This window comes from Kitasatospora sp. NPDC059088 (assembly GCF_042738155.1).
In the GTDB taxonomy this organism is placed as follows: Bacteria; Actinomycetota; Actinomycetes; order Streptomycetales; family Streptomycetaceae; genus Kitasatospora.
Window position 1 is genome coordinate 44,865 of record NZ_JBHYGR010000038.1, and the last position, 25,619, is coordinate 70,483.

Annotated in this window: 18 protein-coding genes, 1 tRNA gene and 1 pseudogene; 11 read left to right on the plus strand and 9 right to left on the minus strand. The window is 73.5% G+C overall.

The genetic code is table 11. The annotated features are described in order from the left end of the window. Positions 1 to 3: 3 nt before the first annotated feature. The 5 genes and pseudogenes from ACFWXO_RS19005 (at position 4) to ACFWXO_RS19025 (ending at position 5,476) form a co-directional block, all read left to right on the plus strand. Positions 4 to 1,263: a glycosyltransferase family 4 protein gene (locus tag ACFWXO_RS19005; protein WP_380525014.1), complete on the plus strand. Its 1,260-nt coding sequence runs from the start codon at positions 4 to 6 to the stop codon at positions 1,261 to 1,263. Further along, positions 1,260 to 2,090: pseudogene (locus tag ACFWXO_RS19010) on the plus strand (Wzz/FepE/Etk N-terminal domain-containing protein); the annotation flags it as partial. The gene ACFWXO_RS19005 and the pseudogene ACFWXO_RS19010, both read left to right, overlap by 4 nt. Positions 2,091 to 2,139: 49 nt before the next feature. Continuing rightward, positions 2,140 to 3,414: a low temperature requirement protein A gene (locus ACFWXO_RS19015; RefSeq protein ID WP_380525016.1), complete on the plus strand. Its 1,275-nt coding sequence runs from the start codon at positions 2,140 to 2,142 to the stop codon at positions 3,412 to 3,414. A gap of 78 nt (positions 3,415 to 3,492) precedes the next feature. Then, complete coding sequence (locus ACFWXO_RS19020) at positions 3,493 to 4,221, plus strand: uracil-DNA glycosylase (protein WP_375883267.1); 729 nt, start codon at positions 3,493 to 3,495, stop codon at positions 4,219 to 4,221. Between the two features lie 295 nt (positions 4,222 to 4,516). Then, complete coding sequence (locus tag ACFWXO_RS19025; RefSeq protein WP_375883269.1) at positions 4,517 to 5,476, plus strand: glycoside hydrolase family 6 protein; 960 nt, start codon at positions 4,517 to 4,519, stop codon at positions 5,474 to 5,476. 52 nt (positions 5,477 to 5,528) lie between these two features. On the opposite strand, the gene ACFWXO_RS19030 is transcribed toward ACFWXO_RS19025, so the two are convergent. Together ACFWXO_RS19030 and ACFWXO_RS19035 are read right to left on the minus strand one after the other, a co-directional pair. Continuing rightward, positions 5,529 to 7,460, minus strand: coding sequence for a galactose oxidase-like domain-containing protein (locus tag ACFWXO_RS19030; protein WP_375883272.1), 1,932 nt, complete (start codon positions 7,458 to 7,460; stop codon positions 5,529 to 5,531). Between the two features lie 46 nt (positions 7,461 to 7,506). Then, positions 7,507 to 9,723, minus strand: coding sequence for a glycosyltransferase family 2 protein (locus ACFWXO_RS19035; RefSeq protein WP_380525017.1), 2,217 nt, complete (start codon positions 9,721 to 9,723; stop codon positions 7,507 to 7,509). 610 nt (positions 9,724 to 10,333) lie between these two features. Here ACFWXO_RS19035 and ACFWXO_RS19040 point away from each other — a divergent pair. After that, positions 10,334 to 11,239, plus strand: coding sequence for an alpha/beta fold hydrolase (locus tag ACFWXO_RS19040; RefSeq protein WP_375883276.1), 906 nt, complete (start codon positions 10,334 to 10,336; stop codon positions 11,237 to 11,239). Positions 11,240 to 11,449: 210 nt separating this feature from the next. On the opposite strand, the gene ACFWXO_RS19045 is transcribed toward ACFWXO_RS19040, so the two are convergent. After that, a complete protein-coding gene (locus ACFWXO_RS19045; protein ID WP_380525018.1) occupies positions 11,450 to 12,730 on the minus strand; it encodes a hypothetical protein in 1,281 nt (426 codons plus the stop codon). A 404-nt stretch (positions 12,731 to 13,134) separates the two neighbouring features. After that, positions 13,135 to 13,722 carry a DedA family protein gene (locus ACFWXO_RS19050; RefSeq protein ID WP_375883467.1) on the minus strand — a complete coding sequence of 196 codons (588 nt, stop codon included), beginning with the start codon at positions 13,720 to 13,722 and terminating at the stop codon, positions 13,135 to 13,137. 371 nt (positions 13,723 to 14,093) lie between these two features. Between ACFWXO_RS19050 and ACFWXO_RS19055 the strand changes: the two genes are divergently transcribed. Next, positions 14,094 to 15,185 (plus strand): LLM class flavin-dependent oxidoreductase, encoded by a 1,092-nt coding sequence (locus ACFWXO_RS19055; protein WP_380525019.1) that lies wholly within the window; start codon positions 14,094 to 14,096, stop codon positions 15,183 to 15,185. Between the two features lie 20 nt (positions 15,186 to 15,205). Here ACFWXO_RS19055 and ACFWXO_RS19060 read toward each other — a convergent pair whose 3' ends face one another. Together ACFWXO_RS19060 and ACFWXO_RS19065 are read right to left on the minus strand one after the other, a co-directional pair. Beyond that, the gene (locus ACFWXO_RS19060) at positions 15,206 to 17,176 is read right to left on the minus strand and encodes a putative bifunctional diguanylate cyclase/phosphodiesterase (protein ID WP_380525027.1); all 1,971 of its coding nucleotides are present in this window, start codon (positions 17,174 to 17,176) and stop codon (positions 15,206 to 15,208) included. 554 nt (positions 17,177 to 17,730) lie between these two features. Beyond that, entirely contained in the window at positions 17,731 to 18,156 is a 426-nt protein-coding gene (locus ACFWXO_RS19065) for an OsmC family protein (protein WP_380525020.1), read from the minus strand. 239 nt (positions 18,157 to 18,395) lie between these two features. Between ACFWXO_RS19065 and ACFWXO_RS19070 the strand changes: the two genes are divergently transcribed. Continuing rightward, the gene (locus ACFWXO_RS19070; protein ID WP_375883284.1) at positions 18,396 to 18,731 is read left to right on the plus strand and encodes a chorismate mutase; all 336 of its coding nucleotides are present in this window, start codon (positions 18,396 to 18,398) and stop codon (positions 18,729 to 18,731) included. Between the two features lie 149 nt (positions 18,732 to 18,880). Next, positions 18,881 to 19,693: a signal peptidase I gene (lepB, locus tag ACFWXO_RS19075; RefSeq protein ID WP_380525021.1), complete on the plus strand. Its 813-nt coding sequence runs from the start codon at positions 18,881 to 18,883 to the stop codon at positions 19,691 to 19,693. Here lepB and ACFWXO_RS19080 read toward each other — a convergent pair. From ACFWXO_RS19080 to ACFWXO_RS19090, 3 genes are all read right to left on the minus strand, one after another. After that, positions 19,656 to 20,675 carry a DMT family transporter gene (locus tag ACFWXO_RS19080; RefSeq protein WP_380525022.1) on the minus strand — a complete coding sequence of 340 codons (1,020 nt, stop codon included), beginning with the start codon at positions 20,673 to 20,675 and terminating at the stop codon, positions 19,656 to 19,658. The two genes, lepB and ACFWXO_RS19080, sit on opposite strands and share 38 nt — an antisense overlap. A 169-nt stretch (positions 20,676 to 20,844) precedes the next feature. Next, positions 20,845 to 23,238, minus strand: coding sequence for a transglycosylase domain-containing protein (locus ACFWXO_RS19085; RefSeq protein ID WP_380525023.1), 2,394 nt, complete (start codon positions 23,236 to 23,238; stop codon positions 20,845 to 20,847). A 223-nt stretch (positions 23,239 to 23,461) separates the two neighbouring features. Then, a tRNA-Lys gene (locus ACFWXO_RS19090) sits at positions 23,462 to 23,535 on the minus strand. Between the two features lie 124 nt (positions 23,536 to 23,659). Between ACFWXO_RS19090 and ACFWXO_RS19095 the strand changes: the two genes are divergently transcribed. Beyond that, positions 23,660 to 24,592 (plus strand): DUF998 domain-containing protein, encoded by a 933-nt coding sequence (locus ACFWXO_RS19095; RefSeq protein ID WP_380525024.1) that lies wholly within the window; start codon positions 23,660 to 23,662, stop codon positions 24,590 to 24,592. Further along, positions 24,589 to 25,464 (plus strand): alpha/beta fold hydrolase, encoded by an 876-nt coding sequence (locus ACFWXO_RS19100; protein ID WP_380398419.1) that lies wholly within the window; start codon positions 24,589 to 24,591, stop codon positions 25,462 to 25,464. Before ACFWXO_RS19095 ends, ACFWXO_RS19100 begins: the two co-directional genes overlap by 4 nt. Positions 25,465 to 25,619: the final 155 nt, after the last annotated feature.

A 25,619-nucleotide genomic window follows, 5' to 3' on the forward strand; every position in this document is an offset into this window, starting at 1 on the left:
GCGATGTTCGATGAAGCGGTCGGCGACGGGCGGGGACGCCGCGCGCTGATCCTGGTGGAGAACCTGTCGGTGCCGTTCGACCGGCGGGTGTGGCAGGAGTGCACCACCCTGCGCGACGCGGGCTGGCGGGTGGACGTCATCTGCCCGCAGGGCAGCAAGCGGGACACCGAGCCGGAGGCCGTGATCGACGGGGTGCGGATCCACCGCTACCCGCTCCGGGCGGCCACCGGCGGCCCGGCCGGCTACCTGCGGGAGTACGGGAGCGCGCTCTGGCACACCGCCCGGCTGGCCCGCAAGGTCGGCCCGGTCGACGTCGTGCACGCCTGCAACCCGCCCGACCTGCTGTTCCTGCCCGCGTTGTGGCTGAAACGGCGCGGTGCGCGGTTCGTCTTCGACCAGCACGACCTGGTGCCGGAGCTGTACCTCTCCCGCTTCGACCGCGGCGAGGACCTGCTCTACCGGGGCGTGTGCGCGCTGGAGCGGATGACCTACCGGGCCGCGGACGTCGTGCTCGCCACCAACGAGAGCTACCGGGACGTCGCGCTGCGCCGTGGCGGCAAGCGGCCGGAGTCCGTCTTCGTGGTGCGCAGCGCGCCCGACACCGCCCGTTTCCGCCCGGTGCCGCCCGAGCCGGAGCTCAAGCGCGGGCAGCCCCATCTGCTGTGCTACCTGGGCGTGATGGGGCCGCAGGACGGTGTCGACTACGCCCTGCGGGCGCTGGCGAAGCTGCGCGACGAGCAGGGCCGGACCGACTGGCACGCGGTGTTCGTGGGCGGCGGCGACACCTTCGACGCGATGGTCGAACTGTCCCGGCGGCTCGGACTCGCCGACCGGGTGCAGTTCACCGGCCGGGTGTCCGACGCCGACCTGGCGCGCTACCTGTCCACCGCGGACGTCTGCCTCTCCCCGGACCCGCGCAACCCGCTCAACGACGTGTCGACCATGAACAAGGTCCTGGAGTACATGGTGATGGGCCGGCCGATGGTCTCCTTCGACCTCCGGGAGGCCCGGGTCTCCGCCGGTGACGCCGCCCTCTACGCGCCCGCCAACGACGAGTCCGAGTTCGCCCGGCTGGTCGCGCAGCTGATGGACGACCCGGAGCGGCGGGCCCTGATGGGCAAGGTCGGCCAGGAGCGGATCAACGGGCCGCTCGCCTGGCGGAACTCCCAGCGGGCCCTGCTCGCCGCCTACGCCGCCGCCTGCGGTGACGGCGCCCCGGCGGCGGGCGGCCGGGGCAGGGCGGGGAGAAGGCAGCGCCGTTGAGCGAGGACACGATCCGCCTGGTCACGATCGGCCGGATCCTCCGTCGGCGGTGGCGGCTGCTCGCCGTCCTCACCGTCCTGGGGGCGCTGGTCGGCTACGGCAGCTCACTGCTGTTCCCGCCGAGCTACACCACCTCGTCGTCCGTGCTGCTGCCGGGGGTCTGGCAGGAGCGCGAGCTGATGACCCAGGCGGAGATCGCGACCAGTTCGGTGGTGGTCGACCGGGCGGCCGCCGCGCTCAAGTGGAGCGGGGTCAACGGCGGCAAGCTGCAGAGCCGGGTGAGCGCCACCGCCGCGGACGGGAACATCATCAAGATCTCCGGCACCGCGGAGACCCCGGAACGCGCCCAGCAGCTCGCCGACCAGATGGCCAAGCAGTTCGTCGGCTTCGCCGCGCGGATGGCGGGCGACGGCACCGACCCCGAGGCGGCCCAGCCCGAGCAGCTGCGCCAGCTGGTCGTCCAGACCGGCCAGCGCATCACCGACCTGGCCAACTCGGTCGGGCCGGGGCAGACCGTGGAGAGCGTGCAGGTCCGTACCGAGCTGGAGAAGCTGCGCACCGCGCTGCAGGACGCCGTCAAGAAGCTGGACCAGGTCGACCTGGCCGCCAACAAGGCCAACATGGTCGTCATGGGCACGGCGGCCCGGCCGACCGGCCAGGCACCGCCGACCCGGGTCCAACTCGTCGCCGCCGGCGCGCTGGTGTTCCTCCTGCTCGGGGTGGTCGGGCACCTCACGGCCGCCCGGATGAGCCGTCGGCTGCGCACCGAACCGGAGATCGCCGCCGCGCTGGGCACCGAACTGCTCGGCACCGTCGACGTCCCCGGCGGGGGGGGGGGCCGGGGCTCGTTCCGTACGCGTGGGGAGGACCGGGCGGATGAGCACGGCGGGGGAAACGACGGCCGGGGGCACGGCCGGGGAGTTCGAGGCCGGGGAGGAGCCGGAGAAGCGGGTCACCTGGGCGGAGCTGTACTTCGACCTGGTCTTCGTCTTCGCGATCACCCAGGTCTCCGGACTGCTGCACCACCAGCACGACCTGACCGGTCTGGTCCGGGCCCTGGTGGTGTTCGTGCCGGTGTACTGGTGCTGGGTCGGCACCACCGTGCAGGCCAACATCCGCGACGTGGACAACCCACGCGACCGCCTGGGCATCCTGCTGGTCGGACTGGCCGGCCTGTTCATGGCGCTCGCCGTCCCGGGCGCGTACGGCGGCCGGGGCGTGCTGCTGGGCGCCGCGTACTGGCTGGCCCGGGTGGTGCTGCTGCTCCTGCTGGTGCGCGTCCCGGGGGTGTGGCGCGGTCCGTACGGGGCGGGCGTGCTGGTCAGCGGACCGCTGCTGCTGGCCGGCGGGCTGCTGCCGGACGGGCCGCGGCTGGTGCTGTGGGCGGCGGCCGCGCTCTGCGACCTGGCCGCACCGCTGGTGTTCCGGCGGCGGCTCGCCAAGGTGGCCTACCACCCGTCGCACATGCCGGAGCGGTTCGCGCTGTTCCTGCTGGTGGCGCTCGGCGAATCGGTGGTCGGGATCGGCGGCTCGGCCGCCGCAGCCCGGCTGGACGCTGCCGAACTGGCCGCCGTGGCAGCCGCGTTCACCATCTCGGCCGGGCTGTGGTGGCAGTACTTCGTGTTCGCGGCGGACGCGATGCGGCACGCCGTGGAGGTCGCCGACTCCCGGCGGGACGTGATCCGGCGGGTCTTCCAGTACGGGCACCTGGCCCTGGCGGCCGGGGTGATCGGGGTCGCGGTCGGCTTCGCGGAGACGGTCGCGGACCCGTGGCGGGCGCTCGGCGCCGGACCGGTGGGGCTGCTCTACGGCGGCTGCGGGCTGTACCTGCTGACCTTCGGGTACACCCGCTGGATGATGTTCCGGCTGGTCTCGACCACCCGGATCGTCGCGGCGGTGGTGGTGCTGGGGCTGCTGCCCGCGATGGTGCGGCTGCCGGCCCTGGTGGTGCTGGTGGTGCTGGCCGTGCTGCTGGTGGCGCTCAACGGGGTGGAGCACGTGCGGGTGGGGCGGGCGGCCGCGGGCGGCGCTGCGGCCCCGGTTTCCCCCTCGGACCCGGTTTCCCCCTCGGACCCGGTCTCCCCCTCGGACCCGGCCACTGCTTCGGATTCGGCCGCCGCGACGGTGTCCGCCCCGGCGCCCGTGGAGTGAGTTGTCGGTGGGGCTGTGTAGCGTTCGGGGTGTAAGAGGGCGGGCGGCGCAGCAGCCGCGGTGTGGGAGGTAGATGTCGTGACGGACACGGTCGAGGCGGGCGTGGTCGAGGCCGGCGAGGGCGGCGGGCTGGAGCTGCCCGAGTCCTGGCGCGCGGTGCTCGGTGCCGAGACGGAGAAGCCGTACTTCGCGGAGCTGGCGGCCTTCGTGGCGGCCCAGCGCGCGGAGCACGAGGTGTTCCCGCCGAGCGGCCAGGAGTTCGCCGCGCTGCAGGCCACTCCGTACGAGAAGGTCCGGGTGCTGGTCCTCGGCCAGGACCCGTACCACGACAACGGCCAGGCCCACGGCATGAGCTTCTCGGTGCTGCCCGGGACGAAGACGCCGCCCTCGCTGCGCAACATCTTCAAGGAGCTGGACGCCGACCTCGGCATCCCGGCCCCCGACAACGGCTACCTGATGCACTGGGCCGAGCAGGGCGTGCTGCTGCTCAACGCGGTGCTCACGGTCCGCGCCCACGAGGCCAACTCGCACAAGGCGAAGGGCTGGGAGAAGTTCACCGACGCGGTGATCAAGGCGGTGAGCGAGCGCGAGGAGCCGGTGGTCTTCGTGCTGTGGGGCAACTACGCCAAGAAGAAGCTGCCGCTGATCGACACCGAGAAGCACGTGGTGGTCCAGGGCGCGCACCCGTCGCCGCTGTCCGCCAAGCTGTTCTTCGGCAGCCGCCCGTTCTCGCAGATCGACTCGGCGCTGGACGGCTTCGGCGGCGAGCCGATCGACTGGCGGGTGCCGGACCTCAAGCAGGGCTGACGCACGATCGTGCCGTAGGCGGCCGTGGCCGGGCGGGGTTCGGATTCCCGTCCGCCCACGGCCACTTGTCGTTCACCGGTGGCGGCCGTCGGCCGGGGCCGGGTGTGCTTAGCTGGTGGCGACCGGTCGCCGGACCGGTTCGACGGGGGTGGGAGTCGGCTCGAAGGGGCGGTACGTGCGCGGGGTGGGACGGGCAGGAACGATGCGGTGGGTCGGGCTGGCGGCGGGTCTGGCGCTGCTGGCGGTCGCCGGGTGCGGTAGCGGGGGCGGGGTGAACGGACCCGGAGCCTCCGCGGTGTCCGGGGCATCCGGAGCGCCCGGGGCCCCCGGAGGCTCCGCCGGGACTCCGGCGGCCGGCGCCACGGGCCTCAACCAGCTTCCCGGGCAGGCCTTCTACGTCTCCGACCGCACCAACGCCGCCCAGCAGGTCGCGGCGCTGCGCGGCCAGGGCCGTGCGGCCGAGGCCGACACCCTGCTGCGGATCGCCGCCCAGCCCTCCTCCCAGTGGCTCGGTGAACAGAGCGCCCGGGAGATCGCCGACCAGGTGAGCCGCCGGGCCACCGAGGCGGGCCGGACGGCCGTCTTCGTCGCGTACGACATCCCGCACCGGGACTGCGGCCAGTACTCGGCCGGCGGCGCCGCCGACGCGGCCGCGTACCGTTCCTGGATCACCGGCGTCGCCGGGGCCCTCGGCGACCGCAAGGCCTGGGTGGTGCTGGAGCCGGACGCCGTCGCCCACACCCTGGACACCTGCGGGATCAAGGGCGACCTGGCCGCCGAGCGGTACGGCCTGCTGGCCTTCGCCGTGCAGGAGTTGAAGAAGCGTCCGAACGTCCGGGTCTACCTGGACGCGGGCAACCCGGGCTGGGCCCAGGACCCGGACGAGATGGCCGCGGCGCTGCGCAAGTCCGGCATCGCGGCGGCGGACGGCTTCGCCGTCAACGTCGCCAACTTCTACCCGACCGACCGGAACGCGGACTACGGCAACCGGCTCTCCGCCGCCCTCGGCGGCAAGCACTTCGTCATCGACACCAGCCGCAGCGGCAACGGCTCGGCGGGCGCCGAGTCCTGGTGCAACCCGCCCGGCCGGGCCCTCGGCGAGGCGCCGACCACCGAGACCGGGCGGCCCGGGGTCGACGCCTACCTGTGGATCAAGAACCCGGGGGAGTCGGACGGCGAGTGCGGCCGCGGCGAGCCCCGGGCGGGCGAGTTCTGGCTGCCGTACGCGCTCGGGCTGGCGCAGGCGGCGCGCTGAGCGGAGCCGCGCGCCCGGCCCGGTCCGGCGGCGCCCGGCGCGGGCTGTCCGCTCAGCCGCCGACCTGGACCCAGCGGGCGACCGACGGGGTGCCGGCCGCGTCCGTCAGGAACAGCATGTACCAGCCGGGCGGCAGCAGGTTCGGGTTGCCCGGGAGGGTGAGCGAGAGCCCGTCGGCGGTGCGTCCGGTGATGTCCAGCGCGACCGAGCGCTGCTCGACGTCGGTCACGTGGGTCACCGAACTGGGCCGGATCAGCTTGGCGGTGGTCACCGCGTCCGGCCGGGCGGTGCCGATCCGGACGGTGCCGCCGAGCTTCGCCGCCGCGGGCGCGGCCGTCACCTCGGGGCGGTCGCCGTGGTACAGGTACGGCGGGGTGTAGATCTCGATGCGCTGCTCGAAGCCGCCGGGCTGGGTCTCGGCCTTGTCGGCGAACAGCGGGTTGGAGCCCAGGACGGCGACCCGGCCGTCCGGCAGCAGCAGCGCCTCGGAGTGGTAGTCGCGGCCGACGGTGGGCTCGGCGGCGGTGCTGAACGTCCGGGAATCCGGGTGGTACACCTGGGCCTTGAGCAGGTCGCTGTCGCCCCGGCCGCGGTAGCCGCTGGAGCCGCCGGTGGTGAACACGGTGTCGTCCGGGAGGACCACGCTGTTGAGGTAGCGGGTCCCGCCGGCCGGCAGGTCCGGGCCCGGGACGAAGGCGGGCTCGGGCGCGGACAGGTCGACGATGTCCGTGCGGGCCGTGGACAGCGGGGACTCGCCCACCCCGCCGCCGCCCAGCACCATGACCTTCTGGGCCTGCGCGGGCGGCAGCAGCACCGAGGCGGAGGTCTCGGTCAGGTTCGGGTCGCGCAGGCCGGGGACGGGCCGGAAGCCGTTGGTCGAGAGGTCCCAGAGGCCCGGCTCGCGGCCCTTGTCGGCGGGGCCGTAGCCCGCGTTGGAACCGGAGTAGAAGAGCTTGCCGCTCGCGGTCAGGAAGATCGACGGGTAGGTCGGGAAGTAGCGGTCGGGGGCCTTGGCCCAGGTCCTGGACTTGGGGTCGTAGACCTCGTTGTCGTTGCCGTTGAGGATCAGCCCGGTGTCGTCCAGGCCGGAGACGGTGACCACCCGGCCGTCGCCCAGCCCGGTCAGGGTCGGGTACCAGCGGGCGTGCGCCATGTCGGTGACCTGCTCGTAGAGCTCGGTGTCCGGGTTGAACTCGAAGGCGGAGCGGATGCCCTGGTAGTCCTGCTTGTCCAGGGTCAGCTTCTCGCTCTGCCCGTACAGGTTGTGGGCGTCGACGCCGGTCAGCCCCTTGATCCGGTACTGGGCGGGGGAGTCGCTCACGTAGTCCCGGCCCTCGCCGACCGCCTCGACGAACACGTGCTGCTCGCCGGCCGTGACGACGGTCTGCTTCCCGGCACCGGTCTTGGTCGCGGCGGGGACGGTCACCTGGACGGTGCTGGCGTACTCCCGGCCGTTCGGGGCGACGAACACGGTGCCCTTGGGGAAGGTGCGGTCGCGCTCCGGGCTCTCGTTGCGCACCCGCATCACGCCTGCCGCCTTCTTCACCGCGCCGTCCAGCTTCTCGTACCGCTGGGTGCCGCCGGCCACCAGCACCCGGCCGTCCGGGAGGGAGGCGTGGCCGCCGCAGAACATGTCGGCGGGGGTGGGTATCAGCTTGTAGCTGTTCTTCGCCGGATCCCAGAGCAGGCTCTTGAAGGTGCCCGCGTTGAACTGCTTCTCGTCGTTGCCGGAACCGGCCACGATCAGCACCTTGCCGGTGCGCAGCAGGGTGGCGTGGACGGCGTTGACCCGGAACGCGGCGGGCAGCGACAGGGTCTGCCAGTGGCCGTACTGCGCCTTGTACTCGGGGCGGTTGATCACGTACTGGTGGTACTGGTCGCCGGCGAAGCCGAGGACGGCCGGGGCGTTCATCCCGGCGACGGTCAGCGCGACGGTGCTGCCGAGGGCGAAGCGCTTGGTGCGGCCGGTCTTGTGGATCTTCACGGTGGGTGGTCCCCTCAGGAGGCGGGCGGGTCGGGGGCGGGGCGGCTCAGCGGGTGGGTGTGCTCTCGGCGCTCTCGGGGCTCTCGACGTGGTCGGCCCTCTCGACGCGGTCGGGCGCCGGGTCGTCGGGCCGGACGAGGCGGAGCGTGACCGTCGGGGCGTCGGGCGCGGGCGCTCGGAGGGTGAGGGTCGGGCTGTCGAGCGCGTCGGGCCGGGGTGGCGCCGGTGCCGCTGCCCCTGCCCCTGCTGCCGCCGCCGGTCCGGTGCGGCCGAGGGCGTGGCGCGGGCGGCGCTTCTCCAGCAGGACCTTGGGGGCCGCCGTCGGGTCGCCGGTCACGGTCAGGGTGGCGGTGGGCCGGGTGCGCAGCCGGCGGACGGCGTCGCCCGCCGAGATCAGCAGCGGCAGTACGGTCAGCCCCAGGGCGATGCAGGCCCAGGTGCGCATCGCCACGTGGTCGTAGCCGGTGTGGAAGGACGCGGCGACGGCGCCGCCGAACACCACCGCCCAGAACAGGTGGTAGCGGAAGGTGCCGAGCCGGTCGGCGCTGGCCTCCCGGCCCTTGGGCGTCACCACGAAGCCGCCGCGGCGGCGCACCAGCGTCTGGAGCAGCGAGGCCGCGTACACCGGGCCGCAGAGTGCCGACATCACCATGCCCGCGACCCCGGAGGATCCGGCCGGCTCGTGCGGGCTCACGTTGTGCTTGCGGTTCCAGGTGTAGAGCAGGAGTTGGAGCGCGGCGGCGTCGCTGTAGAGCATCATCCAGAGCTCCGAGGAGACGTGCACGCCGGAGGCGCCGAAGCCCAGGTAGAGCACGCTGGACACCCCGCCGAGCAGCCAGGTGAGCGCCGCCATCGGGTAGAAGCCCACCATCAGCGTGTAGTTGAGCAGCCGGCCGGGCGACAGCCGCCAGAGCACCCGCCAGTACTGGGTGAGCAGGGTCTCGTAGGTGCCGCGGCTCCAGCGCAGTTGCTGGGAGAAGAAGTCGGTCCAGGAGGACGGGCCCTCGCCGACGGCGAGGACGTCCGGGGTGTACACGGACTTCCAGTTCTCCCCGGTCTCCGGGTTCCGGTTGCGGTGGAACTCCAGACCGGTCGCCATGTCCTCCGTGACGGAGTCGTACAACCCGCCGATCGACCGGAGCGCGTGGATTCGGACGGCGTTGTTGGTGCCGACGAACATCGGTGCGCCGTAACGGTTTCCGGCGCGCTGGATGAGTGCGTGGAAGAGGTACTGCTGGCTCTCGGAGAATTTGGTGACGGCCGAACCCGAGCTGCGGTAGTTCCCGTACACCTGAGGTCCGACCACGAATGCCACGTCCGGATCGCGGAAGTAGCCGAGCATGCGCTCGCAGAAGTCGGGCAGCGGGACGTGGTCGGTGTCGACGGACACCCAGAAGTCGTAGTCGTCGCCGTGGGCCTGGAGCCAGGCGTTGTAGTTGCCGTGCTTCGACCGGGCGCGGAACCGCCCCTTCGGCCGGTTCCAGTGCGGCCGGCCGGAACGGGTGAAGTGGTGGACGCCCAGCTCGGTGCAGAGGGCGCGCATTGCAGGATCGTTTCCCTCGTCCAACAGCCAGACGTCGTACGGTCCTTCGTGCCGGACGTCGCGCGCCGCCACCAGCGTGGCCCGCACCATCTCCGGCGGCTCCTTGCCGGGCACGCAGGTGGTGAGGAACGCGACCCGGGTGCCGGACTCCGGCGTCACCGGTATCGGGTCCCGGGCCACCAGGGTGGCGTGGGTGTTGGACACCACGTTGACCAGCCGGAACAGCTCGACCACCGCGATGATGCCGATCATCACCTTGTCCCCGAGCAGCACCAGGACATCGGTCTCGTCCGGGCGTTCCGGCCAGTGCTCCGGCAGCAGCAGCCAGACCAGCAGGACCACCTCCACCAGCGGGGCCGCCACCAGCAGCAGGGCGGCCCGTAACCGGTGCGGATCGTGCCGCAGCAGGCTCCGGTACTGGACCCGGTACGGGGTGTCCGGCCGCGCGCCCTCGTCCGTACCCGGCTGCGCGGCTGCGGACGCCCGCGCACCGTCCGGCTCCGGCCGGTACACGCCGCCACCGAGCTCCCGGTCCTCGTCCGGATCGACGGCCGGGCCCGCCAGACGGCTGAAATGGCCGTAGTCGTACGGCGCTTCGGGCACCGGCTCGGTGCGCAGCGCGGCCTCGTCGAGCTGCCCCGCGCCCCGGCGGCGGCTTCGGCCCGATCGGTCCTCGCGGGCCGTTCCGGCACCCCTCCGTCGCGTGGACGGGTCGGTCATGACGTGCTCCCCCCGGAGTTCTGCGGCTTGCTGTGCTCGGCGGCGCTCGCCTCGCCCCGGAGCCGCCCGGGCAGAACGCGATACCGGGAATCCCGTACCGGGAACCCGATACGTGGAGTGTGTGCGACCGGATTGGTTGCGGGCCGGCACGACGGCTTCGAATGCGGGATCCCGGCGCACCGTCCAGCTTCCCCACCGGGCGTGACGGGATCCGTGGCTTGCTCAACTCTCCTGGAGCGTAACGCCGATCGCAACAGTTCCACACGACGATCGCTGCTCAGGCGTCAAGATGCCACGATTCCCGGCCACGGTGGCTCGCGATGGTGCTAATGCGGGGGAATTCGGCACGACGGTGAGTGGACGGTGCCACAGCGGGTATGCGAACGGCCGGACCGCCGAGAGGAGTTGTCGTCCCAGGTGCGGTCCGGCCGGGTGCGGAGGCCGGGCCGGGCCACCGGGGGACGGCGGCGGGCCCGCGGTATGTCGACCGGAGCCACAGCGGGGTGCGTCGCTGCGTCGCCCGGCCACATGTCGCCGGTCCCACCGCACACCTACGGTTCCGACGTCCACCCTGCGGGCGCCCGGCCCGCCCCACCGGAGGTACTCCCGCGTGAGCCAGTTCCCCTTGCAGCCCGAGGAGTCGACCGTCCCCGTACCCGGCGGGGACCTGGCCGTCCTGCGCTGGCCCGCCGACCGGCCGGGGGCCCCGACGGTCGTGGCGGTGCACGGGATCACCGCCAACGGCCTCGCCTGGTACGAGGTCGCCCGCCGGCTCGCCGGGCGGGTCACCCTGCTCGCGCCCGACCTGCGGGGGCGCGGCGCCAGCCGGTCGGTCGCCGGACCGTACGGGCTGGCCCGGCACGCCGACGACGTGGCCGCGCTGATCACCGGCCTCGGTGCCGGACCCGTCACGGTGGTCGGCCACTCGATGGGCGCCTGGGTCACCGCCCTGGCCGCCGTCCGGCACCCCGGACTCGTCCGCCGGGTCCTGCTGGTGGACGGGGCGCTGAGCTTCCCGCTCCCCGAGGGCGTCCGCGAGGAGGACGCCCTGGCCGGGGTGCTCGGCCCCGCGTTGGCCCGGCTGTCGATGACCTTCCCGGACCGCGCCGCCTACCGGGAGTTCTGGCAGCGCCACCCGGCCTTCGGCGGCGGCTGGTCCGACGGCGTCGACGCCTACACCCAGCGCGACCTGGTCGGCGCCGAGCCCGAACTGCGCTCCTCCTGCGTCCTGGAGGCCGTACAGACCGACGGCGCCCAGGTCCTGCTGGACGGCGAGGCGGCCGGGGCCGTGCACCGGCTGCCCTGCCCGGCCGAACTGCTCTGGGCGGAACGCGGCCTGCTCGACGAGCCGCAGGGCCTCTACGACCGGCAGCGGATCGGACTGTCCGGGCTGGACCGGGAACGGGTGCCGGCCTCGCCCGTGCCGGACACCAACCACTACTCGATCCTCTGGGGCGGGGCCGGGGCCGGGCTCATCGCCCGCAAGCTGCTCGCGGACGTCCCCGCGGCCGGCTAGGGCCTGTCCGGCGGATCTTGCCAGGCGCGCGACGCCGGGCATCCCGCCTGGACGCACGCCCGAATCGCCCAAGTACGTCCAGTACGAGGCCGACTCGGGCGCACGCCCAGCCGGGCGCCCAACGCCGCGCGCTGATCTGCCAAGATCCGCCGGACAGGCCCTAGGCCCGGAGGGACGTCCTGCCGCCCGGGTCCGGCCCGGCCCGGCCCGTCAGCCCGCCGCGCCGAGGAAGCTCTCCCAGCCGCCGGACGGCGCCTGGCCGACGTTGAGGGTGCGCAGCTTGCGCAGGGTCGACTGGTCCTGCACCTCCAGCCATTCGACCAGCTGCTTGAAGGAGACCAGCCGGACGTCGGGCTTGCCCGCGATCGACTTGAGGGCCTCCTCGACGGCGTCCATGTAGATGCCGCCGTTCCACTGCTCGAAGTGGTTGCCGACGAAGAACGGCGCGCGGTTGCTGTTGTAGGCGCGGTCGAACCCGGCCAGGTAGGAGTTGGTCGCCTGGGTGCGCCAGTCGTTGTACTTGGACGGGTCGCCCTTGGTGCTGCCGCTGGACTGGTTGGCCAGGATGTTGTAGTCCATCGACAGGACCTGGAAGGTGTGTCCGGGGAAGGGTATGGACTGGAGCGGGAAGTCCCAGATCTTGCCGTCCTGCACCTTCTGCGGCCATATCTGCAGCCCGCCGGAGGAGCTCGCGTCGTACTTCCAGCCCAGCTTCGCGATGGTCGGCAGCAGCGCCTTCTGGCCCTCCAGGCACGGGGTGCGGCCGCCGATGAGCTCCTTCTTGTAGTCGAAGGGCAGCGGGTCGACGTCGGTGAAGCCGGTGTTGGTCCGCCACTGGGTGACGAAGGAGACCGCCTGGTCGATCTCGCTCTGCCAGTCGTCCGGGGTCCACATGTTGACCCCGTTCTTGTCCGGGCGGCTGGAGCAGAAGTGCCCGTTGAAGTGGGTGCCTATCTCGTGCCCGGCGAGCCAGGCCTGGCTGATCAGCTTGAGGGTGCTCTTGACCGCGCCGTCCGACAGGTACGGGATGTCGGAGGCGCCGACCGCGTGCTTCGGCGGGTGGTACAGCTGCGACTTGCCCTTGGGCAGGGCGTAGATGCCGGAGAGGAAGAAGGTCATGGTGGCCTTGTACTGCTCCGCCAGCTTGAGGAAGCGGGGGAACTGGCCGTCGTCGGTGCCGCCCGCGCCGTCCCAGGAGAAGACCACGAACTGCGGCGGGCGCTCGCCCGGCTTGAGCTTCTCGGGCTTGGGCTGGTTCGGCTGCGGACCGGTGTCCGCGTTGGACCCGTCGCCGATCGGGGCGCCCTTGGGCACCACCGCCTGGGTCGGGTCGGTGGTGCCGCTCTGGCCGGCGTCGGCGTTGCCGCCGGAGGAAGGTGAGCTGGAGTTCTGCCCCGAACCGGATTCGCTGCTGGAACAGGCCGAGACCGCGCCGAGGGCCGCGGTCGCGGCGGTCGCACTGAGCACCGTCCTGCGCGAGATGCTGGTCATGGTCTCCCCTGGGTGCCGATCGGCCGGTGGTGAGGGCGGTCCGGGCCGCACCGGTCAAATCGGGCAATTGATGAATATTCCGCCGTTAGCATGTCATGTCGCCGCAGCGGCTTCCAAGGTCGCCGGGCTCCGACGACAGTGAACACGCCGGGGGCGCCCGGCCGGGCTGCAGGAATTCGTCGTCTGTTGCGGTCCTGTGACGCTTCGCATCGCGTGCCGTCAGGGGAGTACGGTACCGCCGCTCGGCCGACACCGGTCAGAGTTCGTCAGCGCTCGTCGGGGGCTTCGCCCGTAAGGGACAATTGTGCTCCTGGCAGCCCCCCGCGGCCCGGCCATGCCCCGGCCCGGTCCGGCCCGGGCGCGTCCGCACGTCGTCGGACGCCACCGGTCGTTGCGGGGACGGCTCAGAGCACGGCCAGCCGCCGGTGGCGGCGCACTACCCGCGCGATCGCGGTGCTGACGGCGGTGGCCGCCGCGCAGGAGACCGCCAGGCTCAGCCAGGCGGTGTTGAACCAGTGGCTGTTCAGCCAGCCCAGTGTCACGATGTACGCGGCCCAGACCAGCGCCGCCAGCGCCGACCAGTGCAGGAAGCGGTGCGGGTGGGCGGGGGAGTGGCCGATGGCCAGGTCCAGGACGGTCCGCCCGGCTGGCACGAACCGTGCCACCACCACCATTGCGGCCGCCCCGGCATGCGGGCGTTCGAGCAGCGACTGCTGGACCCTGGTCACGCTGGCCGCCAGTTTCGGGCGCCGGGCGAGCCGGCGCTGCAGCAGCGGGGCCCCGCGCCGGGCCAGGTGGAGCAGGAGGACGTCCCCCAGGAAAGAGGCGACCGCCACGCCCAGGCCGAGCAGCACCGGGGCGCCGTTGATCTGAGCCGTCTTGAGCACGGCCAGGATGACCAGCGTGCCGCTCGGGATGAAGGGGAGCAGCGCGTCGCCGAGTACGGCGAAGAGCGCAAGGGCGCAGATCCACGAGGATCCGATCGCCGCCACGAAGTTCAAGGCCCTACTCCCTCCACGCCGCCCTGGTGGAGCAGGTGGCTCTGGGGCCAACGCTAGCGCCTCGACTTTTCATGCCATGAAGCACCCCGGTGCGCCGGAGGTCACAGTGGACGGCCACGGCCTGCGGATCCCGTCCCGGAGAACGGCCCCCGACGTGCTCGAATCTCATTCGAATCTCATCCGGGCCGTCCCTGCACCGCCCTCGGACCACGCCGACATCCGACGGTCGGTACGGGAACAGCGAGCCCCCGGCCGTGGTTGACGCCGGTCGGCAGCGACCGCCGGGCCGTCCGGGACCCGCGGTCGCCGATGACGCCCGGCTCGGAGCAGAGCCGGACCACGACAGCCAGGAGGCGGACGGCATGACCACCGAGGACCAGCACGAGCACGGAACCGGGCCCGCGGCCGACGAGGCGATCCGGGGCACCGCCCGCGGCACGGCTCCCGCCCCGCTCTCGATCCTCGACCTGGCCACCGTCGGCGTCGGTCACACACCCAGCGAGGCCCTGGCCGCCACCACCGAACTGGCCCGCCGCGCCGAGCAGTGGGGCTACCACCGCTTCTGGGTCGCCGAGCACCACGGCATGCCCGGAGTGGCCAGCTCCACCCCGGCCGTCCTGCTCGCCCACCTCGGGGCCAACACCACCACGCTGCGCCTCGGTTCGGGCGGTGTCATGCTGCCCAACCACGCCCCGCTGGCCATCGCCGAACAGTTCGGCCTGCTGGAGGCCCTGCACCCCGGCCGGATCGACCTCGGCCTCGGCCGCGCCCCCGGCACCGACCAGGCCACCGCCCGGGCGCTGCGCCGCGGCGTCTCCGAGGGCGCGGACGACTTCCCGCTCCAGCTCTCCGAGCTGACCCACTTCCTCGACGGGGACTTCCCCTCCGGCCACCCCTACGAGCGGCTGACCGCCGTGCCCAAGGGCGAGGGCCGCCCGCCGGTGTGGCTGCTCGGTTCCTCCGGCTTCAGCGCCCAGCTGGCGGGCCGCCTCGGCCTCCCCTTCGCCTTCGCCCACCACTTCAGCAGCGCCAACACCGTTCCGGCCCTGGACCTGTACCGGACGTCCTTCCGCCCGTCCGCCGTCCTCGGCGAGCCGTACGCGCTGATCGGCGTGAGCGCCGTCGCCGCCGAGGACGAGAGCGCCGCCCGCCGCCTCGCCCGTTCCGCGGCGCTCGGCATGCTCCGGCTGCGGCGCGGCAACCCCGGCCCGATCCCCACCCCGGAGGAGGCCGAGGAGTACCCGTACAGCCCGGTCGAGGCGGACTTCGTCGACAACTGGCTGGACAACGTGGTGCTGGGCGACCCGGGCCACGTCGCGGACGGCCTGGAGGCCCTGCGCAAGCGGACCGGCGTGGACGAGCTGATGGTCACCTCGCACATCCACGGCCACGAGACCCGGCTCCGCTCCTACGGGCTGATCGCCGAGGCCTACGGCCTGACGGGACCGGCCTGACGGCCCCGCCCCGCCCCGGCCTAGCGGCCGCTCGGGGCGGGGCGGCCCTCACGGAGTATCGCCGCGACGAGTTCGGCCTCGCCCGGCCGGGCGAAGTACCAGCCCTGGGCGGTGTCGCAGCCGGTGAGCCGGAGCCGCTCGGCCTGGGCGGCGCTCTCGATGCCCTCGGCGGTGACGGTCAGTCCCAGGGTGTGGGCCAGCTGCACCATGGCGCCGACGATCTGCTCGTCCGCGTCGCTGCGCCGGGACCGGAGCTCCGGGACGGCCGACCGGTCGGCCGCCGTCGCCGCCGTGCCCGCCGTCGTCGCCGCTGCGCTCAGGACCGCGGCCGGGGCCGGGTCCCGGAAGCCCTCGATGAACGTTCCGTCGAGTTTCAGGACGTGCACCGGCAGCCGGGACAGGTAGGCCAGGTTGGAGTAGCCGGTGCCGAAGTCGTCGATCGCGATCCGCACGCCCATGTCGGCGAGCGCCTGCAGGGCCTGCAGCGGGCGGCCGCCGGGGCCGAGCAGGGCGCTCTCGGTGATCTCCAGTTGCAGCAGCCGGGCGGGCAGGCCGGTGCTTTCGAGGGCGCGGGCGACGTCGGCGACGACGTCGGAGTCCCAGATCTGGCGGGCCGCCAGGTTGACGCTCACGAAGGTCTCGGTGTCCGGGAACTCGGTGAGCCACTGCCGGGCCTGGCGGCAGGACTCCTCCAGCACCCACTTGCCGAGCGGCACGATGGCGCCGGACTCCTCGGCGAGCGGGATGAAGCGGTCGGGGGAGAGGGTCCCGTAGCGGGGGTGGCGCCAGCGGACGAGCGCCTCGGCGCCTCGCACCGTGCCGTCGGCCAGGCCGACCAGCGGCTGGTACTCGATGGTGAACTCGCCACGCTCCAGGGCCGGCCGCAGTGCGGTGGCGAGGAGCTGGCGGGTCAGCTGGTGGGCTCCGCGGTCCGGGTCGTAGAGGGTCCAGCGGGCGCGGCCGTCGGCCTTGGACCAGTAGAGGGTGGCGTCGGCGTCCTTGACCAGGTCGGTCGGGGTGGTCTCGTGCACCGACCGTTCGACGACGCCGACGCTGGCGGTGATCACCAGCCGGTGCCCGGCGACGTCGAAGGGACGTTCCAGCAGCTCCAGGATCCGCCCGGCCAAGGCGGTCAGCTGCTCGCTGCCGTCGCTGTCGGGGACCAGGACGGCGAACTCGTCGCCGCCCATCCGGGCCACCAGGTGGGCGTCCTGCCCGGCGGTGTCGGCAGCCTCGGCGGCGTGGGCGGGGCCGGTGAGTCCGCGCTGGAGCCGGGCGGCGACGGCGATCAGCAGCTGGTCGCCGATGTGGTGGCCGAGGGTCTCGTTGATCGCCGCGAAGCCGTCGAGGTCCAGGTAGCAGACGCCCACCCGGCGCACTTCCACCGCGGTTTCCGCGGCTCGGCCGGACCTCTCGGCGGCCGGCAGGCAGGCGGCGTCGAGCCGCTCGAAGAAGGAGGTCCGGTTGGGCAGCCGGGTCAGTGGATCGTGCAGGGCCTGGTACTCCAGGCGGTCCCCGAGCCGGCGCTGCTCGGTGAGGTCCTCGACCAGCGCCAGGGTGTAGAGCGGCTGCCCGGCGGGGTCCCGGATCAACGAGACCGTCACCTTGCTCCAGACCGTGTGGCCCTCGCGGTGCCGGAGCTGCTTCTCCACGCGGAACCGTTCCCGCTCGCCGTGGACGAGCCCGTCGAAGAGCCGGTGCGGCAGGCCTTCCGGGTCGATGATCTCGTGCAGGTGGATGCGGGCCAGCTCGCCGACGCCACGGCCGATCAGGGCGGCGAAGGCGGGGTTGACCTCGATGATCCGGTCCTCGGGGTCGATCAGGGCCATGCCGATGACGGCATCGCAGAAGGCGGCCCGGAAGCGGGACTCGCTGGCCCGGAGGGCCGCCAGCAGTCGGTCGGTCCCGCCGCCCGTCCGGTCGGTGCCGGCCGGTCCGCCCGGGTGCGCACCGTTGGCCAACGGGGCCGAGCAGGTGGGGCAGAGCCGCACCTCCGGGTAGGCGCCGACCGGTGCGGCGAGGCCCACCGGTTCGAGGCCCACCTGATCGAGGCCGACCGGTTGGAGGACCGGCGCGGTGAGGAGGCGGTGGTGGGACGAGCGGTGGTGTGACGATTCCTCGTGTCGCACGCCTGGGTGGTGTGCGTCGGCCCGCTCGTTCTGGCCCGGCACGGCATGCTCCCGTCCGCTGCTGACGCTTGACGATGGTCTGCCTGGCCGGTCGGGATCCCGGCGGCCGGCTCCGCACTCTGTCGGGGCCTCGGGGCCGGTCCGCTGCGGGGCGTCCGCCGTGGGGCGCTGTCGCGCGGGGACCCGGGTGGAGAACAGGGCGCTGCGGCCGATCATAGGCCGCGACGGCAACGCGCCGTGACCGCCGGCAGGGTGATTCGCCCCGTTTGTGATCATGCGTGGTGGAACGTTCGGACGCCCCCGGTACACCTCACATGAGGTGCACCGGGAGCGCGTGCGCCGCTGGCGCGCCCCCGGACGCCGGTTGCGCGCCGGGTGCGGGGTCGGAGTGCGCCCCGGACGGGCCGGGGCGGCGGTCAGGCCAGCTTGGCGGTGAGGGTGATGGTGGTGCCGGTCAGGGCCTGGCTGACCGGGCAGTTGGCCTTCGCGTCCTCGGCGGCCTTCACGAAGCCGGCCTCGTCCAGTCCGGGCACCGCACCGGTGACGGTCAGGTGGATCCCGGTGATGCCGGTGCCGGGCTGGAAGGTGACGTCGGCCTGGGTGTCCAGCGTGGTGGGCGGGGTGCCGGCCTTGGCGAGGCCGTTGGAGAGGGCCATCGAGAAGCAGGCGGAGTGGGCGGCCGCGATGAGTTCCTCGGGGCTGGTCTTGCCGTTGGGCTCCTCGGCGCGGGCCGGCCAGGAGACGGGGTACTCGCCGATCCCGGAGGAGGCGAAGGTCACCTGCCCCTTGCCGTGCAGGAGGTCGCCCTCCCAGGCCGTGCGGGCGGTGCGGGTGGTTGCCACGATCGGTTCCTCCAGTGCTGAGGGACTGCTGAGTCGTCACGTCCGGTCATGCACGCACCAGACTAGGGGAAGCCCCGCCGTGGAGCCGGGTGGCCGCCGGCGCCTCCTCCCGCCGTCCGGATGCTGGACGGTTCCCCGGACGGTGCCGGTCCGGTGCGGGAGCCCTGTTAGATTTGCCGGGGTCCGAGCCCGGCCGCCGTACGGTCGGGTGACCACCCCAGACACCGGGAGCCGCCCCGATGACGGACCAGCCCACGACCCCCGCCGCCGGCGCGCCCGAGGGGATCGACGACGCGGTGCGGGCCGAACTGACCAGCCTGCGCGAGAGCATCGACAACATCGATGCCGCGGTGGTCCACATGCTGGCCGAGCGCTTCAAGGCGACCCAGCGGGTCGGCCGCCTCAAGGCCGAGCACAAGCTGCCGCCGGCCGACCCGGCCCGGGAGCGGGACCAGATCAAGCGGCTGCGGGAGCTGGCCGCCGGGGCCAAGCTCGACCCGGTCTTCGCGGAGAAGTTCCTGAACTTCATCATCGCCGAGGTCATCAGGCACCACGAGGCCATCGCCCGCGCCTGAACCCGGGCTACGGACCTCCCGCAGACCTGCTCCGGACGTGTTCCGAGGTGCCGCCGCGATGTCGGAGGCGGCTAAGTCCCGGATTTCGTGCGGCTCCCCGGTTGGCGTAGCGTGCAGGTTTCCCCAGCCGGAGAGGTGGAGCAGCGACGATGGCGGTGAACCTGCCCGAAACGCCGAGCGGAGCTCCCAGCGGATCCGCCGTACCAGCCGCCCGGGACGTCCAGGACGGACCGCCCGCTCCGGGCGCGTCCGGTGGGCGCGCCGAGGCCCGCCGCCGGGCCGGGGGGTCGCGCGGCCGCAAGGCCCGCCGGGCGGGGCGCCGTCCCCGGCCGTGGTGGGTCGAGATACCGGCGATGGCGGCGGTCGGCCTGCTGGTCGCCCTGCTGATCAAGACCTGCCTGTTCCAGGTCTTCACCATCCCGTCCGGTTCGATGGAGAACACCCTGCGGGTCGGCGACCGGGTCGGCGTGAACAAGCTCGCGCCGCTGACCGGTTGGACGCCGGAGCCGGGGCAGCCGGTGGTGTTCAAGGACCCGGGGAACTGGCTGCCGCCGCAGCCGGTCGACACCAACCCGTTGACCGACGCCGTGAGCTCGGTGCTGAGCTTCGTCGGGCTGGTGCCGCCGAAGGACGACAACTACCTGGTCAAGCGGGTCATCGCGACCGGCGGCCAGACCGTGCAGTGCACGGGCACTACGCTGACCGTGGACGGCAGGAAGGTCGATGAGCCGTACCTCCACCCCGGCGACGACTCCTGTGCGGGGCTGGACTTCGGTCCGGTGAAGGTGCCCTCGGGCTACATCTGGGTCGAGGGCGACCACCGCAGCGACTCGGCGGACTCGCGCTGGCACCGGCAGGGACCGGGCGGCGGCGCCGTGCCGGTGGGCAACGTGGTGGGCCCGGTGTCGGCCGTGGTGTGGCCGGTCAGTCACCTCGACTGGTTCGGCTGGACCGGCCGCTGACCCCGGCCGCCGTCGCGACCGCCTCGACCGGCACCTCCGCCTCCGTCTCCGCCACCGCCGGTCGGCTCGTCTGCGCGACGAAGGCGCCCGCCAGGACCAGCAGACCGCCCGCGACCTGCGGCAGCCCCAGGTGCTCGCCGAGCAGGACCCAGGCCAGCACGGTGGCGACCACCGCCTCCAGGTTGGCCACCACCCCCGCGATCGGCGGCGAGAGGTACCCGACGGAGACCACGCCGGTCAGGTAGGCGAGCACGGTCGCGATCAGGACCATCCAGGCGGCGGGGATCAGGGCGGGCAGGCTGTGCCCGTTCATCACCACGGACCCGCCCAGCAGGCCCCAGTCGGCCTGCCAGGGCCGGGTGAGGACGGTGAGCAGGACGGCGCCGACCAGCAGCCCGAACGCGCTGACGGCCAGCGGGTCGACCGGGCGGTCGCCCCGGCGGCCGGCGTCGGCGAGCAGGAAGTAGCCGACCTGGCAGCAGGCCGCGCCGAGGGCGAACAGCACGCCCAGCGCGTCGAAGCCCAGGCCGTTCCAGACCTCCACCACGCAGGCCAGCCCGGCCACCGCGACGCCGGCGCCGACGGCCGCGCCCCGGCTGATCGGCTTGCGCTGCACGAACTTGACGTAGCCGATCAGCAGCGGCGGCCCGAGGTACTCGATGAGCAGGGCGACGCCGACCGGGATGCGGGAGATCGCGGCGAAGTAGCAGGCCTGGACGCCGGCCACGGCGAGCAGGCCGAAGCCGATCAGCAGGCCGGGGCGGCGCAGGACGGCGTCGCGGTGCCGGTAGGCGATCGGGAGGAGGGCGACGGCCGCCCCGGTGACCCGGAGCCACACCACGTGCAGGGGGGAGAGTCCGGCCTCGATCAGTGGCTTGGCCGCGGTGCCGGAGCCGCCGAAGGCGAAGGCGGAGACCAGCGCGAGGCCGAGGCCGAGGGTTCTGCCCGAAGGGAGGGTGGGCGAGGCCGTTGATCTGTGCACTGGCGCATTGTGACAGTCATACCGATGTCGCGGTAAGGCGCCATTTCGGCATTTGGTCCTGGTCTGAACTGTCCGTAGAGGCGCGGTGACGCACCTCGGCCGGACCACCGACCCGAGGTCGGTGGTCCGGCCGAGATGCGCGCGCGGCGCGGGCGGAGCGGGGCGGCGATCAGCCCCCGGATCCCGTCCCCGTACCGGTGCCCCCGCCCGCCTCGCCGGTGGGCTGGGTGGTGGGCTGACCGGTGGGGTCGGTGGTCGGCTTGGTGGTCGGCGTCGGCTTGGTCGTCGGCCGGCCGGTGGGCCGTGAGGTGGGCTGGGTGGTCGGGGCGGTGGTGGGGGCGGTGGTCGGACCGGTGCCCGTCCCGCCGGAACCGGAGTCGCCGCCCGAGCCGGTGCCGGTGGAGCCGGTGCCCGAGCCGTCGCCCTGCTGGCTGCCCGCGCCGGTGGTCGGCGTGGCGCTGCCGGTCGAGGGGGTGCTGCTCGGCGTGCTCGGGGACGTCGGCAGGTCGGAGGCGCCGGAGTCGCCGCCGTCCGCCGGGGTCGGGAAGTCGCTGACCGGCTGGCCCTTGAGCGCGGCCTTCATGTAGGCGGTCCAGATCTGGGCCGGGAACTGGCCGCCCGCCGCGCCGTTGATCCCGCCGACGCCGCTCAGGCTGACCTGGGCGCCGGTGCCCGGGTCCTGGCCGAACAGCGCGACCGAGGTGACCAGCTCGGGCGTGTAGCCGACGAACCAGACGGACTTCTGGTCGTCGGTGGTGCCGGTCTTGCCCGCGACCGGACGGCCCAGCGCCTGGGCCCGGAAGCCGGTGCCGCCCGGGTCGCTCACGACGCCCTGGAGCATCGAGGTGACCTGGTTGGCGGTGTCCGCGCTGATCGCCTGGGTGGTCTTGTGCGCGGGCAGCTGCACGGCCTCGCCGGCGCGGTCCACCGACTGCACCAGCCACGGGGTGATCTGCTTGCCGCCGTTGTCCAGGGTGGCGTACACGCCGGCCATGTCGAGCACGCTCGGGGTGGCCGCACCCAGCGGGATGGAGGGCACCGGGTCCAGGCCCGGGGTGCCGGCGGGCAGGCCCAGCGCGATGCCGGTGTCCTTGACCTTCTGCAGCCCGGTGTCCTGCGCGAGCTGGGCGAACACCGAGTTCACCGACTTGTCGATGGCCTGCTGCAGGGTGATCTGGCCGTAGCTGACGTCGCCCTCGTTCGGCGGCGCGTACGGGGTGCCCTTGCCGCCGCGGACCTTGCGGCCGCTGGTGCCGTCGTAGACGGTGCGCGGGGTGACGGTCCGGCCGTCCTGGGTCTTGGCGTTGTTCTCGAAGGCGGCGGCCAGCGCGATCGCCTTGAAGGTCGAACCGGCCTGGTAGTCGCGCCGGGTCGCGTTGTCCACGTAGTGCTTCACGTAGTCGACGCCGCCGTACAGGGCGACCACCGCACCGGTCTTCGGGTCGACGGAGACGGCGCCGGCCTGGGCGGCCGCGTCCTTCTTCCGCTTGTCCGGGTTCAGGGTGTCGTGCAGCTGCGCCTGGACGGAGTCCTGGAGGGCCTGCTGGCGGGTCGGGTCGATGCTCAGCTTGATCGTGTAGCCGCCCTTGGCCAGCTCGGTCTCGCTGATGATGTTGTTCGAGGTCAGGTACTGGGTGGCCGCGTTCACCAGGTAGCCGGACTGGCCGGACAGGCCCGGGTTGGGCTGCGGGTCCTTGACGTCCGGGAAGGTGGCCTTGGCCCGCTCGTCGGCGCCGAGCCAGCCCTCCTTGACCATGCCGTCCATGACGTAGTTCCAGCGGTTGACGGCGTTCTGCTTGCCCGCCGGGGTCGCGGTGGCCACGTCGTAGGCGCTCGGGGCGTTCAGCAGGGTCGCCAGGTAGGCGCCCTGGGCCGGGCTGAGCGCGGAGGCGTCGATGCCGAAGTACGCCTGGGCGGCGGCCTGGATGCCGTAGGCGCCGCGGCCGTAGTACGAGGTGTTCAGGTAGCCGGAGAGGACGTCGTCCTTGCTCTCGGTGGCGTCCACCTTGATGGCGATGAAGAGCTCCTTCACCTTGCGGGTGACGGACTGCTTCTGGTCCAGGTACGTGTTCTTCACGTACTGCTGGGTGATGGTGGAGCCGCCCTGGGTGCCCTCGCCCTTGGCGGTGTTGAGGGCGGCCCGGACCAGGCCCTGCACGTTGACGGCGCCCTCGTTGTAGAAGTTGCGGTCCTCGGCGGCCAGCGCCGCGTGCTGGGCGGCGGGGGAGACCTTGTCCAGGCCGACGTTCTGCCGGTTGGTCTGGCCGGTGCGGGTGATCACCGAGCCGTCGGAGTAGAGCCAGGTGTTGCTCTGCGCGGTCGCCGCGGCGTGCGCGTCGGGCACCTTCACCAGCGCGACCCCCAGGGCGAACAGGCCGACGCCGAGCAGCAGCGCCGAAGCGAGGCCGAGCAGCGTCATCCGCCAGGTGGGTATCAGCCGGCGCCAGCCGGTGCGCTTGGGGCGGCGCGGCTTCTTGCCGCCGGGGGTGGGGGTGGAGCGCTTGAGTCGCTTGACCGGCGGGAGGCCGATCGGCGGCCGGCCGCTCTGGGCGTTTCGGAACAAGGCGCGGCCTTTCCTGCGGGCGGACCGGGCCAGCCTGCACGGACGGGGACATCGGCGGTTAGGGACCTTTGTCCCGATTCCGGTTTACTGCCCTGGACGAGCCGGGCGGGCCTCATGGCTCCACCGGAACGGCAATCGAGACCGACATCACACATAAAACGGACATCGAGGGCCAAAAAATCGGGGAGCCCCTCGCTGCTGCGAGAGGCTCCCCAACTGTCTGTGCGCCGCCAGGGACTCGAACCCCGGACCCGCTGATTAAGAGTCAGCTGCTCTAACCAACTGAGCTAGCGGCGCCTGCTGACCTGGAAAACAATACACGGTTCCCGGGGGTGCCTCGCACCGCGGCGGTTCCGCCGGGCTCCGGGATGACCGTTTCCTCCCGGTTGGGGCGGAGTTCTTGCCCGGTTAGGGTGGAAACGTGCCCAGCCCCCCGCCCGGACACCCCCGCCCCCGAACCCACCCGCGGCCGCCCTCCCGGCGCCGCCGGCCGTCGGACCGGCGCGCGCGGACCGCGGTCGCCGCCCTGCTGCTGCTCAGCGCGGTGGCGTACACCGCGTGGGTGCTGGAGGTCGTGCTCAGCACCGGGCTCGACCCGGTGCAGGCGTACATCAGCGAACTCGCCGCCGAGGACCAGCCGCTCGGCGGCCTCTTCCGGGCCACCGACCTCGCGGCCGGGCTGAGTGTGCTCGCCGCCGCCCTCACCGCCCTCGCCACCGGGCAGGCCCGGAACGCCGCGCCACCCGGTCGACGCGCCGCGGCCCCCGGCCAGGACCGTTCGGCCCCCGGCCGGGACCGCTGGGCGCTGGTCGGCTGGTCCGCCCTGGCCCTGTTCGGCGCCGCCACCGCCGCCGACTCCCGGCTGCCGCTCAGCTGCGCCCCCACCAGCGACGAGATGTGCGCGGCCCGGGAGACCGCCGGACTGGTCCCCGCCACCCACACCGCCCACGCCGTCACCAGCAGCCTCGCCATGCTGGGCGCGCTCACCGCACTGGTCGCGCTCACCGTCCTCGCCCGCCGCCGGCACCGCTGGCCGGCGGTGCGCCGGCTCGGGCCCTGGCTGCTCGGCGCCGAACTGCTGGCCACCGGCTGGAGCCTCGGCGCGATCGCCGCCTTCCAGGCCGGTCGAGGCACCTGGGCGCTCGGTGCCGGGCAGCGGTTGCAGGTGCTGCTAGTCGCACTCTGGCTGGCCGTCCTGGCCGTGGCCGTCGCCCGTTCGTCCGCCCCGCAGGCGCTGCCCGGCCCGCAGGCCCAGGACACCCCGGAGGCCCAGGACGCCCCGGAGGCCCAGGACACCCAGGACGCGCCGGGCACGCCGGGCACGCCGGAGGCCGCCGACCGGAGACGGACGTGAGCGCGCCGGCGGTCCGCGCCCGCTTCCTGCGCGTCGACGGCGTCCCGCTGCACGTCCGTACCGAGGGCAGCGGCCCGCTCTGCCTGCTCACCGGCGGCCTCGGCAGCAGCTGGTTCGACTGGGACCTCGTCGTCCCGTTCCTCACCCCGTACCGCACCGTGGTCCGCTTCGACCGGCCCGGTTACGGGCTCAGCGCCGCAGAACCGGCCACCGGGCGGCGGCCCGCCCCGACGGTGGCCGGCGAGGCCGACCGGATCCGCGCGGTGCTGGACGGCCTCGGGCTGGGCGGGCCCTGCACGGTGGTCGGCCACTCGCTCGCGGGCTTCCACGCGGAGGCCTTCGCCCGGCTGCACCCCGAGCGGACCGCCGGGCTGGTCCTGGTCGACGGCAGCGTCGAAGCGGCGGCCCGCCCGTACCCGGCACCGGCCGTACGGGACCTCGCGGCCCGGGCGGTGGCGGGTGCCGCGACCGCCCTCGCCGTCCCGTACCTGCTCGGACCGACCGCCCGCCGGGTGACCGCCCGGTTGTCCACCGTCCGCCGGGAGGACCTGGCCCCGCCGCCGCTGGTCCGGCACTGCTACCGCACCGGACGGGCACTGCGCGCGCTGCTCCGGGAGAACGGGCGCTACCTCGACATGGCCGCCGAGTTGGACGCGCTGCGCCGGGCCCGGCCGCTGCCCGAGGACCTGCCGATCACCGTGCTGGCCGCCGACGACGGCTGCCGGACCAGCCGGACCGAGTCCTGGCTGGCCGACCAGCGGGGGCTCGCGACGCTGCTCGGGGCGGACTTCCGGACCACGGCGCCGGCCGGGCACCTGGTGATGTTCGACCGTCCGGACGCGGTGGCCTCCGCCGTCCTCGACACCCGCTGACGGCGCCGGAAGCACGGAAACGCCTGGAAACGCCTGGAAACGCCCGGAGGGCGACCGCCCGTCGCGCCGGCCGGTCCGGCGGCGTGTGGCCCCCCCCGCCCCGCGGCCCCCGCCCGCGCCCCGCCGCGCGGGCCGCCCGGGGGGCCCAGCACCTC